This window comes from Providencia sp. PROV269 (assembly GCF_028477785.1).
Taxonomy (GTDB): domain Bacteria; phylum Pseudomonadota; class Gammaproteobacteria; order Enterobacterales; family Enterobacteriaceae; genus Providencia; species Providencia rettgeri.
The window spans coordinates 358,177-373,328 of record NZ_JAMPLV010000003.1 but is presented as its reverse complement, the minus strand read 5'-3'; the positions used below and the strand labels follow the sequence as shown (position 1 = coordinate 373,328).

The 15,152-nt window shown below is 40.7% G+C and carries 14 protein-coding genes; 7 read left to right on the top strand and 7 right to left on the bottom strand.

The window, feature by feature from the left end; translation table 11 throughout:
* The first annotated feature begins 10 nt into the window (after window positions 1–10).
* Genes PR683_RS06270 through PR683_RS06255 form a run of 4 tightly spaced genes read left to right on the top strand, consistent with a single transcriptional unit; the run spans window position 11 to window position 4,933 of the window.
* Window positions 11–790, top strand: a complete 780-nt coding sequence (locus PR683_RS06270; protein ID WP_109911569.1) for a LamB/YcsF family protein — start codon at window positions 11–13, stop codon at window positions 788–790.
* Window positions 787–1,593, top strand: coding sequence for a putative hydro-lyase (locus tag PR683_RS06265; RefSeq protein WP_123382595.1), 807 nt, complete (start codon window positions 787–789; stop codon window positions 1,591–1,593). The genes PR683_RS06270 and PR683_RS06265 overlap by 4 nt, the downstream gene beginning before the upstream one ends.
* A gap of 9 nt (window positions 1,594–1,602) precedes the next feature.
* Window positions 1,603–3,177: a 5-oxoprolinase/urea amidolyase family protein gene (locus PR683_RS06260; protein ID WP_272571348.1), complete on the top strand. Its 1,575-nt coding sequence runs from the start codon at window positions 1,603–1,605 to the stop codon at window positions 3,175–3,177.
* A 16-nt stretch (window positions 3,178–3,193) separates the two neighbouring features.
* Window positions 3,194–4,933 carry an acetyl/propionyl/methylcrotonyl-CoA carboxylase subunit alpha gene (locus tag PR683_RS06255; RefSeq protein ID WP_196718742.1) on the top strand — a complete coding sequence of 580 codons (1,740 nt, stop codon included), beginning with the start codon at window positions 3,194–3,196 and terminating at the stop codon, window positions 4,931–4,933.
* Between the two features lie 41 nt (window positions 4,934–4,974).
* Here PR683_RS06255 and PR683_RS06250 read toward each other — a convergent pair whose 3' ends face one another.
* Window positions 4,975–5,244 (bottom strand): hypothetical protein, encoded by a 270-nt coding sequence (locus PR683_RS06250; protein WP_004912150.1) that lies wholly within the window; start codon window positions 5,242–5,244, stop codon window positions 4,975–4,977.
* Between the two features lie 401 nt (window positions 5,245–5,645).
* Here PR683_RS06250 and PR683_RS06245 point away from each other — a divergent pair, with 401 nt between their 5' ends.
* A complete protein-coding gene (locus PR683_RS06245; protein ID WP_004912147.1) occupies window positions 5,646–6,188 on the top strand; it encodes a DUF924 family protein in 543 nt (180 codons plus the stop codon).
* Between the two features lie 58 nt (window positions 6,189–6,246).
* On the opposite strand, the gene PR683_RS06240 is transcribed toward PR683_RS06245, so the two are convergent.
* The 5 genes from PR683_RS06240 to PR683_RS06220 form a co-directional block, all read right to left on the bottom strand.
* Window positions 6,247–6,840, bottom strand: coding sequence for a TorD/DmsD family molecular chaperone (locus PR683_RS06240; protein WP_004912146.1), 594 nt, complete (start codon window positions 6,838–6,840; stop codon window positions 6,247–6,249).
* Window positions 6,841–6,991: 151 nt separating this feature from the next.
* On the bottom strand, window positions 6,992–7,768 hold the full coding sequence (locus PR683_RS06235; protein ID WP_004912143.1) for a dimethyl sulfoxide reductase anchor subunit family protein: 777 nt from the start codon (window positions 7,766–7,768) through the stop codon (window positions 6,992–6,994).
* Between the two features lies 1 nt (window position 7,769).
* Entirely contained in the window at window positions 7,770–8,387 is a 618-nt protein-coding gene (locus PR683_RS06230; protein ID WP_110731999.1) for a DMSO/selenate family reductase complex B subunit, read from the bottom strand.
* 11 nt (window positions 8,388–8,398) lie between these two features.
* Entirely contained in the window at window positions 8,399–10,828 is a 2,430-nt protein-coding gene (locus PR683_RS06225) for a DMSO/selenate family reductase complex A subunit (RefSeq protein ID WP_004912136.1), read from the bottom strand.
* 299 nt (window positions 10,829–11,127) lie between these two features.
* Window positions 11,128–12,378: a mechanosensitive ion channel family protein gene (locus PR683_RS06220; RefSeq protein WP_004912130.1), complete on the bottom strand. Its 1,251-nt coding sequence runs from the start codon at window positions 12,376–12,378 to the stop codon at window positions 11,128–11,130.
* A 332-nt stretch (window positions 12,379–12,710) separates the two neighbouring features.
* Here PR683_RS06220 and PR683_RS06215 point away from each other — a divergent pair, with 332 nt between their 5' ends.
* Together PR683_RS06215 and PR683_RS06210 are read left to right on the top strand one after the other, a co-directional pair.
* Window positions 12,711–13,235 (top strand): anti-virulence regulator CigR family protein, encoded by a 525-nt coding sequence (locus PR683_RS06215; protein WP_117162375.1) that lies wholly within the window; start codon window positions 12,711–12,713, stop codon window positions 13,233–13,235.
* Window positions 13,236–13,685: 450 nt separating this feature from the next.
* Window positions 13,686–14,528, top strand: coding sequence for a D-amino-acid transaminase (locus PR683_RS06210; protein WP_110731998.1), 843 nt, complete (start codon window positions 13,686–13,688; stop codon window positions 14,526–14,528).
* Between the two features lie 20 nt (window positions 14,529–14,548).
* Here the strand turns inward: PR683_RS06210 and PR683_RS06205 are convergent, their stop codons facing one another.
* A complete protein-coding gene (locus PR683_RS06205; protein WP_004912122.1) occupies window positions 14,549–15,124 on the bottom strand; it encodes a cysteine hydrolase family protein in 576 nt (191 codons plus the stop codon).
* Between the last annotated feature and the right edge of the window lie 28 nt (window positions 15,125–15,152).

Sequence of the window (15,152 nt, the reverse complement as noted above, 5' to 3'; positions counted from 1 at the left end):
AGGAGAAGCCATGAGAAAGCAAATTGATTTAAATAGCGACCTTGGGGAGAGTTTTGGGCAATGGGAAATGGGGAACGATACCGCCATTCTTCCTGTTGTTAGTAGTGCCAATATTGCCTGCGGTTTTCATGCGGGTTCGCCAGAAGGGATATTAAAAACCCTTAAAGCAGCGAAGGAAAATGGTGTTGCTGTTGGTGCTCATGTTGGTTATCCCGACTTAGTGGGATTTGGTCGACGTAATATGGATATTGCATCAAATGAATTAACTGCGGACGTGATTTATCAAATTGGTGCATTACAAGGGTTAGCAACCGCAGCAGGAACACAAGTTTTATATGTTAAACCCCATGGAGCATTGTATAACACGATTGCTCATGATAAACGTCAAGCTATGGCGGTGATTGATGCGATATTAGCCATTGATAAGCAGCTGATATTAGTCGCATTAGCAGGATCGCCATTAATTGAGTGGGCGAGAGAATGTGGCTTAAATGTCGTCGCAGAAGCTTTTGCTGATAGAGCTTATAACAGCGATGGTACATTAGTATCTCGAAAATTAGCCGGCTCTGTATTACATGACCCACAGATAGTCGCAGACCGCATGTTGCAATTGGTCATGGAGGACGGTGTGATGTCAATTGATGGAAAATTTACACCGGTTGACGCGGGGTCAATTTGTGTTCATGGCGATAGTCCTGGCGCTCTTGAAATGGCAAAACAGGTACGCGCTATTCTAGAGAAACAAGGTATTGAAATTTATGGTTTTGCTCATAAAGGAGACCGCGAATGACACCGCTAATGAAGGCATCACAGCAGGCCATTGAAGCCGCTCGTCTTGCACGCCTTGCTATCCGCGAAGGATATGACAAACCAACAGCTGGCCTTGCTCCAGGCATGACTCAAGCCAACATGATTGCATTGCCACGCGATTGGGCATTTGATTTTTTATTATATGCTCAGCGTAATCCAAAGAGCTGCCCTGTTTTGGACGTATGCGAAGCAGGGAGTTGGCAAACTGTTTTAGCTGAAGGTGCTGATTTACGTACTGATATTCCACGTTACCGTGTGTGGGAAAATGGTCAGTTAACCGCTGAAATTACGGATGCGACATCGATTTACCAACAACATCCTGATTTAGTGACTTTTTTAATTGGTTGCAGTTTTACTTTCGAAACACCAATGATTGAAGCCGGTATTGATGTACGGCATATCACCGATAAATCCAATGTTCCGATGTATAAAACTAATCACCTTTGTCGCCCAGCTGGGCGTTTACAAGGGGAGCTAGTGGTTTCAATGCGACCAATACCTGCAAATCGAGTTGCGGATGCCGTGAGTATTACTGGCAGGTTTCCTGCAGTGCATGGCACGCCTGTTCATATTGGTGCACCAGAACAATTAGGTATTGTTGACATTATGCAACCTGACTTCGGTGATGCGGTTCGTATCGAAGAGGGGGAAATCCCCGTTTTTTGGGCTTGCGGCGTAACGCCTCAAGCGGCAGTGATGAAATCAGGGGTTCCTTTCGCATTAAGCCATGCACCTGGTTACATGTTTATTACGGATGTACCCGATGCCGCATATCATATATAGAGGTGCCAATTGAGATTTTTACCCGTCAATTTAAGTGCCTTTATGGTGGAGTTAGAAAGTCTTGAACAAACAATGGCATTGACTGATTCATTAACAGAAATGCCAATTTATGGGATTGACGAAATTACGCCAGCAGCAAGGACGATTTTAATTCGCTATAACCCGATCAAGATTGATGTAAATGATTTGGTTGAAAAGATTTCGCTTAGGGATGTGTCAAGTGTCGTCGGCAAGGCCAGCAAATTGGTCACTATCCCTGTTCATTATAATGGGGAGGATTTATCCTATGTTGCATTGCATTTAGGTATATCCACCGCTGAAGTTATACGTCGTCATACAGAAAATGAATTTCAGGTTGCATTTAGCGGTTTTGCCCCAGGTTTTGGTTACATGGTTTCGAAAGGCGCTAATTTGAATGTTCCAAGGCGTCAATCACCAAGGGTGCGCATTCCTGCGGGTTCTGTTGCATTAGCGGGAGAGTTTAGCAGTGTCTATCCACAAGCTAGCCCTGGCGGATGGCAGTTGATTGGTGTGACTGAGCTATTAATGTGGGATATCAATCGACCTGAACCTGCGTTAGTTCAGGCAGGAACGCGGGTCAACTTTGTTGATGCAACGAAAAGTCAGATTAGCTATAGCTTGCCAACTAAAGTAGAAAGTGAAACTAAACCTGAGAGTACCACTGCTGATTTAACCGTTTTAACGACGGGGTTACAGGTTTTATTTCAAGATTTAGGGCGTATTGGCCAATCGGCATTAGGTATTTCAGAATCAGGCAGTATGGATAAATCGGCATTGCGTAGTGCAAACCGTATTGTGGGGAATGAATCAGACTCACCCGCTTTAGAGATAACACAAGGTGGGTTTAAGGCTCAGGTACACAAAGACCTTATTGTTGCAGTGACTGGAGCGCCTTGTATTATTGACGTTATCACGGCAGAACACGAACAATATCAAGTTAATACTTATCAACCAATTCATTTAGCAAAAGGCGACACCATTAAACTAAGCCGGCCGAACAAAGGTGTACGTAGCTATTTTGCTGTGCGGGGTGGTTTTAACATAGAACCTATTTTATCGAGTTGTTCGTTTGATACGTTAGCGCAAGTTGGTCCAGCCCCAATTACAGCAGGCCAAACATTAACGGTTAACACCAATTCGTCTTCATTAGCCGTTTCATTGTATGAAACACCTATTTTTGATTATCCCGCTGAAAGCGACATAGTGGTTTTGGATGTGGTATTGGGACCTCGAACGGATTGGTTTACAAAACAAGCCGTTGAGCAACTAACGAATCAATTATGGCAAGTCACTGCGTCATCAAACCGTATAGGCCTGCGCTTATTGAGTGAAAAACCGTTAGAACGCGAACAATTACAGGAGCTACCGAGTGAAGGAACTTGCATTGGGGCTATTCAAGTGCCAGCAAATGGCCAGCCCGTTTTGTTTCTCAACGACCACCCTTTAACTGGCGGTTATCCCGTTATTGGCGCGGTATGTGAATACCATTTGGATTTAGCAGGACAAATCCCGGTGAATGCCAAAATACGTTTTAATCCACTCGGTGAATTTAAAGCATTGTAAGGGAGCCATTGTGCTTATGAACATGAATAATAACAAAAACCATAAAGTATTGATTGCTAATCGAGGCGAAATCGCAGTTCGTATTATCCGTGCATGTCGTGATTATGGTTTTCAGTCTGTTGCCGTTTATGCGGATAGCGATATTGATGCACTCCACGTCAAAATGGCGGATGAAGCCTACGGGCTTGGAGGAAATTCCCCCACAGAGAGTTATTTGAATATTGAAAAGCTGATTAGTCTCGCTCAGCAATCAGGTGCGACGATGGTGCATCCAGGATATGGTTTTTTATCTGAACGGGCTGAGTTTGCGCGTGCAGTTGAAGCCGCAGGGTTAATCTGGATTGGGCCTAGCGCAAACAGTATTGATATATTAGGCGATAAGGTTCAGGCTCGTCATATTGCAATGCAGGTCGGTGCACCGCTAGTGGTTGGCACAAAAGACCCGGTGAATAGCGCACAAGAAGTCCTCGAATTTGCCCATCAACATGGTTTGCCTATTGCCATTAAGGCTGCGTTTGGTGGTGGAGGTAGAGGGCTCAAAGTCGCTTGGCAACTCCATGAAGTTGAAGAGCTTTATCATTCGGCTGTACGTGAAGCGACCGCGGCATTTGGTCGTGGTGAATGCTTTATTGAACAGTTTTTGCATAACCCTCGGCACATTGAAGCACAAGTTATTGCGGATACGCATGGCAACGTGCTGGTGGTGGGAACCCGTGACTGTTCACTGCAGCGTCGTAATCAGAAACTGGTTGAAGAGTCGCCAGCACCTTTTTTATCCGAAAGTCAACAACAACAAATTATTCAAGCCTCTACCGATATTTGCCGTAAAGCAGGTTATGTTGGAGCAGGAACCGTTGAATTTTTGTTAAGCCAAGATGGAACGCTGTCATTTCTAGAAGTGAATACGCGCTTACAAGTTGAGCACCCAGTCACAGAGGAAACCGCAGGTATTGACTTAGTGATTGAGCAGTTACGAATTGCAGAAGGCTTACCTTTAAGTATTAAGGAGATGCCGATCCCACGAGGGCATGCTTTTGAATTTCGTATTAATGCTGAAGATGCTGGAAACGGGTTTTTACCGACCCCTGGCACCATTACCGTTTTTGATGCACCATCGGGGCCTGGAGTGCGTGTTGACAGTGGCGTAATGGCTGGAACAACAATACCGGGCACCTTTGATTCGTTAATGGCGAAATTAATTGTAGTGGGTCGTACTCGAGAGCAAGCTATTTCGCGTGCACGCCGTGCATTGGCTGAATTTACTATTGAAGGTGTTGCATCAGTTTTACCATTCCACCGTGCAGTAATGGAACAAACTGATTTTTGTGATAATTTTAGTGTACATACGCGTTGGATAGAGACCGAATTTAATGTGGAAATTCCACCGGCAAAACGGCAAATTCCATTATCGGACCCTGAGATAACACGTACTTTCATTGAAATCGATGGAAAGCGTTGCGAGTTAGGTTTACCCACTCAATTGTTTTCTCGTTTTTCAGGTAATAACTCCGTAGCAGCCCATTCTGCGCCTCAGAAGGTCCACAATCCTGATGCGGTCAATGCCCCCATCTCTGGGATATTGTTTAATTGGCTGATCCCTCAGGGAAATAATGTTTCAAAAGGGGATGTAATCGGTGTAATGGAAGCAATGAAAATGGAAGTGCAAATTGTTGCACACCGAGCCGGAACATTGAAACACGGGGCTATTAAAGGGGATTTTGTTGAAGCAGAGAGCCCAATAGCTGAAATTATTTAATTTGGTGCCTGTTTAGTTTGAGCTAAAGGAGTTAGCTCAAACTAACGGGAAAGCCGTTCTGGCAATGTTCTGAGAGGGAGATGCGGTGCGGGTATGGTATGTTTCTCTTCAGCGGTCATTTCATTGCTATCACGATAGACCTCACCACAGAGAAAATAGAGGTTCGGTCGCTTAGATTCTAGGTAATTTTTTCGGCTAATACATTGTTCTTGTGTAAAAATAGTTTCAGTCACCGGTAACGCATCACATGAATCTGTGCCACAAGGGCTAACCCATAACGCCCAACCAATGAGTACCATATGTCCTGCCATTTACATTGCCTTCCTTAATAAGAACCAATATGAACCGCTGAAAGTAATGACTGTAAGTAACTATCTAATTCACATACGCATTATAGGTTAAATTCTAACATTGAGTTAACCAAATGTATGTATTTAGGCATGATGAATTCTCTCATGCACACTAAAAAGCAAATCTTTATAAATTAAAAAGTTGCGAATTATTATAAATAGAAAATAAATGATTTAATAATAAATAACGCGGAATATTGTTAAAATTACCTTGTTGATAATGAGTGTTTTTTTGTGTTAGATCGCAAAAAACAAAATAATTATCTGCAATTAACCGATATTAGAGCTCAAGCCTGTCAATTAAGGCCCTTTTTAACTAGGATTATGACAACCACTAATAAGAAAATAGATAGGAATAAATCATGAATGCCATGGAAGAAGTGCTTTCATTTTGGTTTGAGGAATCGACACCAAAACAATGGTTTGAAAAAAGCGCTAAATTTGATTTGACGATAGCACAACGGTTTGCGCATATTTGCGAACGTGCAGCTAAGGGAGAATTAGCTTATTGGCGGGCATCTATTCGTGGGCGCTTAGCGGAAATTATTGTTCTAGACCAGTTTTCTCGTAATTTATGGCGTGATACGCCAAGGTCTTTTGCTCAAGACGCAATGGCTTTAGCATTAGCGCAAGAGGCGATTAAGCAACATGATTATAATCTCCTGACATTATCACAGCGCAAGTTTGTTCTAATGCCATTTATGCACTCTGAATCGAGTTTTATTCATTTACAGGCAGTTGAGCTATTTCGCATGCTGGGTGACGATGGCACATTAGATTTTGAAATGCGACATAAAGCGATTATTGATAAATTTGGCCGTTATCCGCACCGTAATGAAATTTTAGGCCGTGCATCAACACAAGAAGAAATTGCATTTTTACAAGAGCCAAACTCTTCTTTTTAGGTTGCAACCAAATGAGCCCATGTTTTGTTTAATAAGCTCATTTGGTTTAGTATTTTATTTAGCGGAATAATTCAGTATTGACTGGAGATAACGCTAATTCCAATTGTAGTGATTTAAGATAAATTTCAGTGAGTTGTGCAAGGGTAGGGTAAAAAGCAGTCTCTGTTTTGCTTTGCTGCACTAACTTTAAATAGCGATATGCCCAAGGCAATAAATATTGCTCAAATAAAGTAATAATGGCGCTGTCGTCCTCTTGTTCCGCTAAAGCAGAAACGGCCATCATCATTAAGCCAAATTGGTCTTCTGGTTCTCGTAGCCCTGTATCAGTGACTAGACCTTTCGTTTGCAAGAAGTCGCGATAAGCCGTTGTTGACTCTCCCATAACCGTATTATCATGTTCTAAATACACTGAGCCCCAAGGCGGAGCGGGCATACTACCTTGTCCTTCGAATAAAATTGAATAATCATACGCAATATCATCAGGTTGTATTTGTGACAACAAAGTACAAATAGCCTGAATTTGCTCCGGGTTTTCCCAAGAATGTAATTGTGGTATTTCACCCAAGACAGGGTAGACATTGCGTAAAGTGTCCGATTGCGGAGGGTAGTAGAAAAACGCACCAAGGATGCGGATCATTGTCGTGTCAATCATATTATTTTATCCGTCTTATTTCGTGCTAAAGGCTGACATCATTATCTGATTTCCTGCAGTTATATTGATGCAGGATGGTGTTGGATTTCTAAACAAAGAACCCCAAGTGGGGTTCTTTTATGAAACACTATAACATAGTAATAACAACGTCTTACATGGTTATTTGCCACAAGTTATAGAATGCGATGCGGCCAGCAAGTTCAGCTAATAATACTGCAGCAGCACAAGTCGCTAATGTCGCTTTTGGTGCGCGGTGCTTTAACGCCATACCAACGAATGCGGCTAAAGCAATGGCTAAGACAACGACTTGGAAACCCCAGAAGCCAGTTTGTTCGTTGCTAAGAGCTGGACCAGTTTCGGTTAAGAAAGCTTGATAACCAGCACGGCTAGCAAAAATAGCGAAAGTACCTATTAAGAATGAAGCAATACCTAGGCCACGAGCACCGATTGCAATGGCGAGTGCACCGCCTCCGACTAACATCGTCATCCACATTTGTAGTGTGGTGTAACCGGTATTCCAGTTAGCAATAGTGGCGATGTTGTATACCTGAGGTATTGACCAAACAAATGCAAGTCCTGACACTACCGCGGCAATATTAGCCAGTTCACGTAATAACGTATGTTTGAAAAACAAAGTAAAAAACAACGTTGCAGCAGCGCATCCAACAAATACGCCACTCAAGAACGCTTCATTACTCATTGGTGAACGGCCTACACCCAGCAGCATATTAAAGAAGCGTAGTGGTTGGCCAACGTGTAATCCACCGATACCTAAGCCTATTATCATAATAATAAAGGCCACGATATTGGCAGTTTTTAACTGTTTATCGTCAATAGAACCCATTCTACGGCTGATATAAGCGAGTAAGAAAAGCCCAGCAGCTGACTGTCCTAAGACGGTGAAAAAAACGAGTGGTAATTCATGCATCTTATACCTCCGCAGGGTTCTTTAATTCGCCACTTTTATCGCCAAATGGCTTCGCATCTTTATGTGGTTTGATAACAATATTCGGGTTCGTCAGGCTTGGGTCTGGCATTGGCGCAATACCACACTCCGTGCCGTGTAATTCACGAAGAACATTAATATCATCAAAATCTAAAGCACGCTGCGGGCAAGATTCAACGCAAACAGGTTTCATCCCTTTTGCGACACGCTCATAACAGCCGTCGCATTTACTCATCAGTTTTTTCTTCTCATCAAATTGTGGTGCGCCATACGGGCAGCGCAACTCACAATAACGACAACCAACACAAATGGATTGGTCAACCACGACTAACCCATCTTCTTCACGTTTATGCATTGCACCAGTTGGGCAACCCGCGACACAAGTCGGGTTTGAGCAATGGTTACATGAAATAGAAAGATAGTAATTAAAGACGTTTTGTTGCCAGATACCATCTTGCTTTTGCCAACTACCGCCGCCAAATTCGTAGACGCGACGGAATTTTGGACCTAAATCTAAATCTTTTTCATCCTTACAACTGACTTGACACGTTTTACAGCCAGTGCATTTTGTGGAGTCAAAGTAAAAGCCATATTGTTTCATCATTCAACTCCTTAAGCGCGTTTAACTTCAACAAGGTTAGTATGTTGTGGGGTACCTTTAGCCAATGGCGAAGGGACATGTGAGGTTAGTGTATTGATACAACCACCGACATCTAGCCCATCATCATTGAGAGTACGCCATGCACCTTGTGGAACGGCGATAACACCAGGTAATACACGCTCTGTTACTTTCACTTTAATTTGAATACGCCCACGGTCATTAAATATTTCCGCCATATCACCATTGTTCAAGCCGCGTTGCTGAGCATCGATTGGGTTGAGCCAAAACTGATGTGGAATGGCTTCACGGAGCATCGCAACATTGTAATATGATGAATGCACATGGCCTTTATCATGAAAGCCCGTCATTAATAGCGGATGCTTTTGCTGGCTTGCTTGGGCTTCAACGCCTTCTTTATTGACGCAATACTCAGGAATTGCAGGAATACGCTGGCCTTCGGGTAACTCCCAATTTTTGACACGCTCAGCCAGTTGTTCTGAATAGATTTCCACTTTACCTGACGGCGTCTTTAATGGGTTATTGATTGGGTCATCACGGAATTTCTTCAATGCAATATTTTCTGAGCTGTTCAGGAACTTACGATCGATAATACCCGCTCCGTCGGTTTCGCTGAACTCAGGTAAATGAGGCATTTTTTCACGTGTTTTGTTATAACAGAACTCAATCCATTCAGCGTAGGTACGGCCTTCGGTAAATTGCTCTTTTACACCCATTTTTTCAGCAATTTCGGCTAAAACATCATAGTTAGGGCGGTTTTCCCACAGTGGTTCAATCGCATTTTGTAGGCGAACTAAATAGTGATACGCACCACTTGCATAGGAGTTATTGATTAAATCGTTGGTTTCAACCGTTGTGACATCCGGTAATAATAAATCTGCATATTTTGCGGATGGGGTATCATGGTTATCCCACACTAAAATAAATTCACATTTTGATTCATCCGCCAGTATTTCATGCGTTTTATTTAAATCGCCATGTTGGTTACCAATGACATTACTGGAGTAACACCACATAAACTTGATGTCGTTGTTTAGTTTATCAACACCTTTAATGCCACCATTTTCTGCAGTTAATTCTTTCCCGCGAACAATCGCTTCTGACCACATATAAGTCGGAATCAAGGCTTTTACTGGGTTAGGTAAAGCAAAACCTGCAACAGGGTAAGCATAGCTATTCCCCCACAGCCCAGTATTTGTTCCAGCACGACCAATATTGCCGGACATCAGAGGTAACATCATAATGGAGCGACAAGCTTGCTCGCCATTTTCTGTGCGTTGTAAGCCCCAGCCTTGTGAGATCCATGCTCTATTTGCATTGCCGATTTCACGTGCAAGTTGCTTAATACGTGCAACTGAGATACCCGTTAATTTGCTTGCCCACTCAGGTGTTTTAGCGATACCGTCCGGGCCATTACCTAAAATATAATCTTTATATGATGCATTGCGCGGTGCAGAAGCAGGTAAGGTCGATTCATCCCAGCCGACACAATAATTTTTCAGAAATTCTTCATCTGTCAGCTGTTCTTCGATCATGACATAGCCGAGAGCCGCAACTAATGCTGCATCAGTTCCTGGATAAATTGGGATCCATTCTGCACCAAGGGTTGTGACGCTATCGGTGCGGCGCGGGTCAATGATAATAACTTTTGCTTTGCTTTTATCTAACGCATTGAGAGTTTCGTAAAATTGACCGCCACCAGACATACGTGTTTCAGCAAGGTTGTGGCCAAACATGACAACTAAGTCAGAATTTTGGATTTCAGATAAATAGGATTCTTCTACGCTACCATATACGTAAGGCGTGATTTCCATTAATTGAGCATATGAATATGTGCCATAATCACCCAAGAAACCACCGGTTAAGCTTAATAAACGTTTACAAGCGGCACGGCCGTGTAAGTTTGCGCCTGTTGAACCCGAGCCATATTGGTAATAAATGGCATCACTTCCATATTTATCAATAGTATATTTCAGTTTTTCGGCGATAATGGTTGTCGCCTCATCCCATGAAATCTTTTTAAATTTACCTTCACCACGTTTACCAACGCGAACCATTGGGTATTTTAAACGATCTGGGTTGTAGGTTTTCCAACGCACTGAACGACCACGTAAGCATGGACGGATTTGGTGTTCACCTAATGTTGAGTCGTCATACATCGTTTCATTGGAAATACGGCTGATAACACCATCTTTCACATGAACTTTTAACGGACAACGGCTACCACAGTTTACTAAGCATGCGCTATAGCTAATTTTTTCACTGACTTCGTCAGGCATGATTGCTGGTGTTTTTGCTTGAACAGCAAAAGGAAGAGTGATTGAGCCAGCAACAGCAGCGACACCCGCAACGGTTGCAGAGGTTTGTATAAACTCCCTCCTGCTCAGTTCTCCAAATTGAGTATTTATTTTATTTTTATGCATTGACATTGCCTATATGTAAATAACAACATTACTTTCTTGTTTTATATGTTAAAAAAAGTTTCTGTTGAGTTACATGACTTACATCAATGTTATCCCTGATAAGGTGAGTGTATTTATTTAATTTATAAGGGTTTTTTATTCATCAGAACATAAATTAGTTTTATTTTTATTAACTATCGAAATATTGATTTTTATATAGCGATGGGCAAGAACTAAGGAAAAAGAGGGATATATCCCTCTTTTAAATACCACTTTAGATGTAGATGAATAAGAAAATTTAACTAATCACTTAGTATTAATTATTTTTCTGGGGAATTGCCTATCATTCTAACATCATTTCCGGTAGGTGATTGATGTACCATCAGATTAAATTGCGGAAGGATAGAAAAAATATGGTCAAAAATGTCTGACTGTATTCTTTCATATTCCACCCATACAGTTGTATTGGTAAATGCATATATTTCGATTGGGATACCATTTGTGTCAGATTCTAGCTGCCTGACCATGATCGTCATATTTTTGTGAATATTAGGGTGTGATTTTAAATAAGCTTCAATATAAGCTCGGAAAGTCCCTATATTCGTCAAACGGCGTTGATTTAAAGGAACCGCTTTATCATCAGGTAGACTAGAATTAAAGACTTGAATCTCCGATATTTTTTGTTCGATATAGGGTTCAAGTAAATTTGCTTTAATGCATTGCTCTATTTCTTCAGGTGTTAAAAAATGTACACTGCTGGCATCTAAGCGGACACTACGCTTAATTCTGCGGCCACCTGATTCAGTCATTCCTTTCCAATTTTTGAAGGAATCAGAAATAAGGGCATAAGTAGGAATGGTTGTAACTGTGTTATCCCAGTTACGCACTTTTACTGTGGTTAAACCAATATCTACAACAGCGCCATCAGCGCCGTATTTAGGCATTTCTAACCAATCACCAATATTAACCATGTTATTGGCTGAAAGTTGAATTCCTGCAACTAAGCCCATAATGGGGTCTTTAAAAACTAACATCATGACGGCGGTCATTGCGCCAAGACCGCTGAGAATAATTAGTGGGGATTTACCAATTAATAGCGCAATTATCATGATGCCAATTAAAATTGTGGCAATCAGCTTAAGGCTTTGGAATATTCCTCTAAGCGGTAAATGCGCAGTTTTGGCGGCACGCTGGAGCACACCGAGTATAATATCAAGAACAGAATAGAGGGTGAGTAAGCCAAATAATAGGCACCATGCTTGTGAACCGACCTTTAGAACGGCTTGTGCTGTCGAACCTGAATGCAACCATAGCGTTGCTTGGATATTGACAACAACACCTTGAATAACAAAAGCAAAGCGATTAAAAAGATTATGTTGAGTGATTAAATGAACCCAAGTTCCTGCACTTTTTTGCCCGCGCTTTTCGAGTTGTGGAAGTAATATTTTATGTAGAATTAAATGTAATACGCAGGCGACGATCAGAATTAAACCGAGCACTATCAGTAAAGAGGCAAGGTTAGCGTAATCTTGGTTGAACTGACGTACCCAGTCTAGCAGTTGCTGCTGCATGGTTTCTCCTTCTTTAGGGGTTAGGAACGATTACTTATAAAAATATTAGATAGTCAAACGACCTTATCATATTAGTAATGAAAATTCATGGCGAACAATATTAAACTCCGTCCTAATTCTTATTGTTAGTTCTAAGTATTGCTTAGTATATGAAAGCAATACTAATGATAATAAAGGTTATTATAAAGGAGGACATTCGTTAATTTGATGGGTTAAGTAACATTTACATAACATTACGTGTGATAAGTATTTTCTGATTGTGAGTCTCTATAACTAAGCATAATGTTCTTAAAAATACTCCTAATATTATATTAACTTTACAGGAATTTATTATGAACATATTTAAAAAACCGATTTGTTCAGTTCTTTTGCAGTATATCTTATTGCCTGTTATTGCTTGTACGCCATTATTTGCAAATTCATCTTCTAATGGCAATCAAGGTCAAGAAAATGGTAAGGGGAATCAAAAAATTCATGGAAATAAAGGAAATCAGAACAAAGATAAACCAAATAAAGAGAATGGCAATCAACAGCTAAAACATGCCAAATCGAACAAGTATTACGATAAACAACGGGGTTCGAATGTGAGTTTTAATGTGAGTTTTGGTCATGTAAGGCCTTTGGCTATTGAATATGGTTTGACGGGATATCGAGGCTTGCCGCCAGGTATTGCAAAGCAAGTGAGTAGGGGAAAACCGCTTCCTCCAGGTATTGCAAAAAAAACGTTACCTTCACCATTTTTGGCACAATTACCTGTTTATGTCGGCTATGAATGGAAAGTAAGTGGTCAGGATCTTATTTTAGTTGCGATAGGGACAATGGTTGTAGCTGAAATTATTGAAAATGTTTTTGAATAAAAAAAACGACCTTGATTGCAAGGTCGTTGTGCAAAATAAATGCAATTAACGCTAATGATTAGGTAACTAAAAGGTTTGATTGACTGAAAAATGATTAACTTGCTTACATAAAACGTTTAGAGAGTAATTCAATAACTTCTTGCACACTGCTGATAAATTCTTTGATGCTGTTCATCGGTAACCCCAAATTAAAATGTGATCCAGATCACGTGAGAGCATTTTAGCAATTAGCATGTTAATGTCAAGTTAATATTAAAAATAATTTTAAATATTAAACTATATTTTAATCTCTTTGCTGGAATTCTTTTTGGTTGAAAGATACTCCGATAAGACGGATGAAAATCTATAAATGACTACAAAAATGTGAAGAATTGAAAGGTAATTTTTATAATATGGTGTATGGTTAATTAGAGGTTAGGTAATGATTTGATTGATAAAGGAATACAGCGCATGATTGCTTATGTGAATGGCCAGTTTTTACCTGCAGAAGAAGCATCAGTATCTGTTTTTGACCGTGGTTTTTTATTTGCTGATGCAGTATATGAAGTGACAGCAGTAATTAACGGTAAGCTAGTTGACTTTGAACATCATATGGCTCGTTTGCAGCGTTCTTGTGCTGAATTACAGCTATCATTACCTTACGATTTAGCAGAATTAAAGCAAATTCATCTTCAATTAGTTCTACAAAATAATATAGAGGAAGGGCTTGTATATTTACAATTGACTCGTGGTAATGCAAAACAACGCAATTTTTTATATCCTGATAATAAAACGAAGCCAACATTGGTCTTATTTACACAAAAGACGAAGATTGTTGAAAATGAAAAGTCTAAATATGGAATAAAAGTCATCACTGTCGATGATATTCGTTGGCAACGTTGTGATATTAAAACAGTCGCCTTATTAGCGGCTTCTATGGCGAAAGAATACGCTAAGCAACAAGGTGCAGATGACGCTATTTTTGTTAAAAATGGCTATGTTACGGAAGGAAGTTCCAGTAATTGTTTTATTATTAACCCTCAGAACCAAATACAAACACGAGGACTAAGTAATAAGATATTGCCAGGTATTACTCGCCAAGCAATTTTACAGCTTGCTCGGGAGCAAGAAATAGACATTGTTGAAAAGTCATTTAGCATTGATGAAATGTTAGAAGCAAAAGAAGTTTTTATTACTTCTGCAACGACATTAGTTTGGTCAGTTATTATGGTGAATAACCAATTAATTGGGGAAGGTAAGCCGGGGAAACTTGCTACCCGGCTACGGGAGATATACTTGCAAAAATTAAAATAATCTCATCAGATACCTAAGTGTTATTTTAATTGCATAAATTCTTTAACGGAAGAAACCGTTACCATTCCATCCAATGCCTGAATACTTTGCTGGTGGAGTTCTGGCGTTGGAGCGGCACATAAATCTTCAAGTACAGTGACATAATACCCTAAGTCATGAGCCTGCCGAGCCGTACTTTCAATGGCTTTTACGGTACTAACTCCGCCAATAAACAATTCTGTAATGCCATTTTCGGTAAGCCATTTATGGAAATGGTTTCCTGCAAATGCAGAAACCCCTTTTTTAATCATAACAGGGTCACGAAATGCCACTTCAAGGTCATGAGCCCAATTACACCCATTACCACTTAATTTTAAGGCACCAAGGCTTTTGGCTTGCTGAAACATTGGGGAGCCAGCAGGAACATCGTGGTAATTGTCTGAAAACCCAACTTTAACCCAAATAACTGGGATATGATGACTTCTTGCATATTGTGCTGCTTGATTGGCTTTTTCAACAATTTTGCGAGAGCAAGTCTGTTGATAGCTTGAATTAGATAAGCCATTTTTACCAATTATCTCTTCAATGAGATCAATAATAACTAATGCCTTGGACATTATTGCCTCTTTTAAGTGTACGTATACT

What these genes read in the sequence shown, in the direction of transcription:
- PR683_RS06245 (WP_004912147.1), top strand. Translation starts at nt 5,646, where the DNA reads ATGAATGCCATGGAAGAAGTGCTTTCATTTTGGTTTGAGGAATCGACA.
- PR683_RS06270 (WP_109911569.1), top strand. Translation starts at nt 11, where the DNA reads ATGAGAAAGCAAATTGATTTAAATAGCGACCTTGGGGAGAGTTTTGGG.
- PR683_RS06235 (WP_004912143.1), bottom strand. Translation starts at nt 7,768, where the DNA reads ATGCATGAATTACCACTCGTTTTTTTCACCGTCTTAGGACAGTCAGCT.
- PR683_RS06215 (WP_117162375.1), top strand. Translation starts at nt 12,711, where the DNA reads ATGAACATATTTAAAAAACCGATTTGTTCAGTTCTTTTGCAGTATATC.
- PR683_RS06210 (WP_110731998.1), top strand. Translation starts at nt 13,686, where the DNA reads ATGATTGCTTATGTGAATGGCCAGTTTTTACCTGCAGAAGAAGCATCA.
- PR683_RS06225 (WP_004912136.1), bottom strand. Translation starts at nt 10,828, where the DNA reads ATGCATAAAAATAAAATAAATACTCAATTTGGAGAACTGAGCAGGAGG.
- PR683_RS06230 (WP_110731999.1), bottom strand. Translation starts at nt 8,387, where the DNA reads ATGAAACAATATGGCTTTTACTTTGACTCCACAAAATGCACTGGCTGT.
- PR683_RS06205 (WP_004912122.1), bottom strand. Translation starts at nt 15,124, where the DNA reads ATGTCCAAGGCATTAGTTATTATTGATCTCATTGAAGAGATAATTGGT.
- PR683_RS06265 (WP_123382595.1), top strand. Translation starts at nt 787, where the DNA reads ATGACACCGCTAATGAAGGCATCACAGCAGGCCATTGAAGCCGCTCGT.
- PR683_RS06220 (WP_004912130.1), bottom strand. Translation starts at nt 12,378, where the DNA reads ATGCAGCAGCAACTGCTAGACTGGGTACGTCAGTTCAACCAAGATTAC.
- PR683_RS06250 (WP_004912150.1), bottom strand. Translation starts at nt 5,244, where the DNA reads ATGGCAGGACATATGGTACTCATTGGTTGGGCGTTATGGGTTAGCCCT.
- PR683_RS06255 (WP_196718742.1), top strand. Translation starts at nt 3,194, where the DNA reads ATGAACATGAATAATAACAAAAACCATAAAGTATTGATTGCTAATCGA.
- PR683_RS06240 (WP_004912146.1), bottom strand. Translation starts at nt 6,840, where the DNA reads ATGATTGACACGACAATGATCCGCATCCTTGGTGCGTTTTTCTACTAC.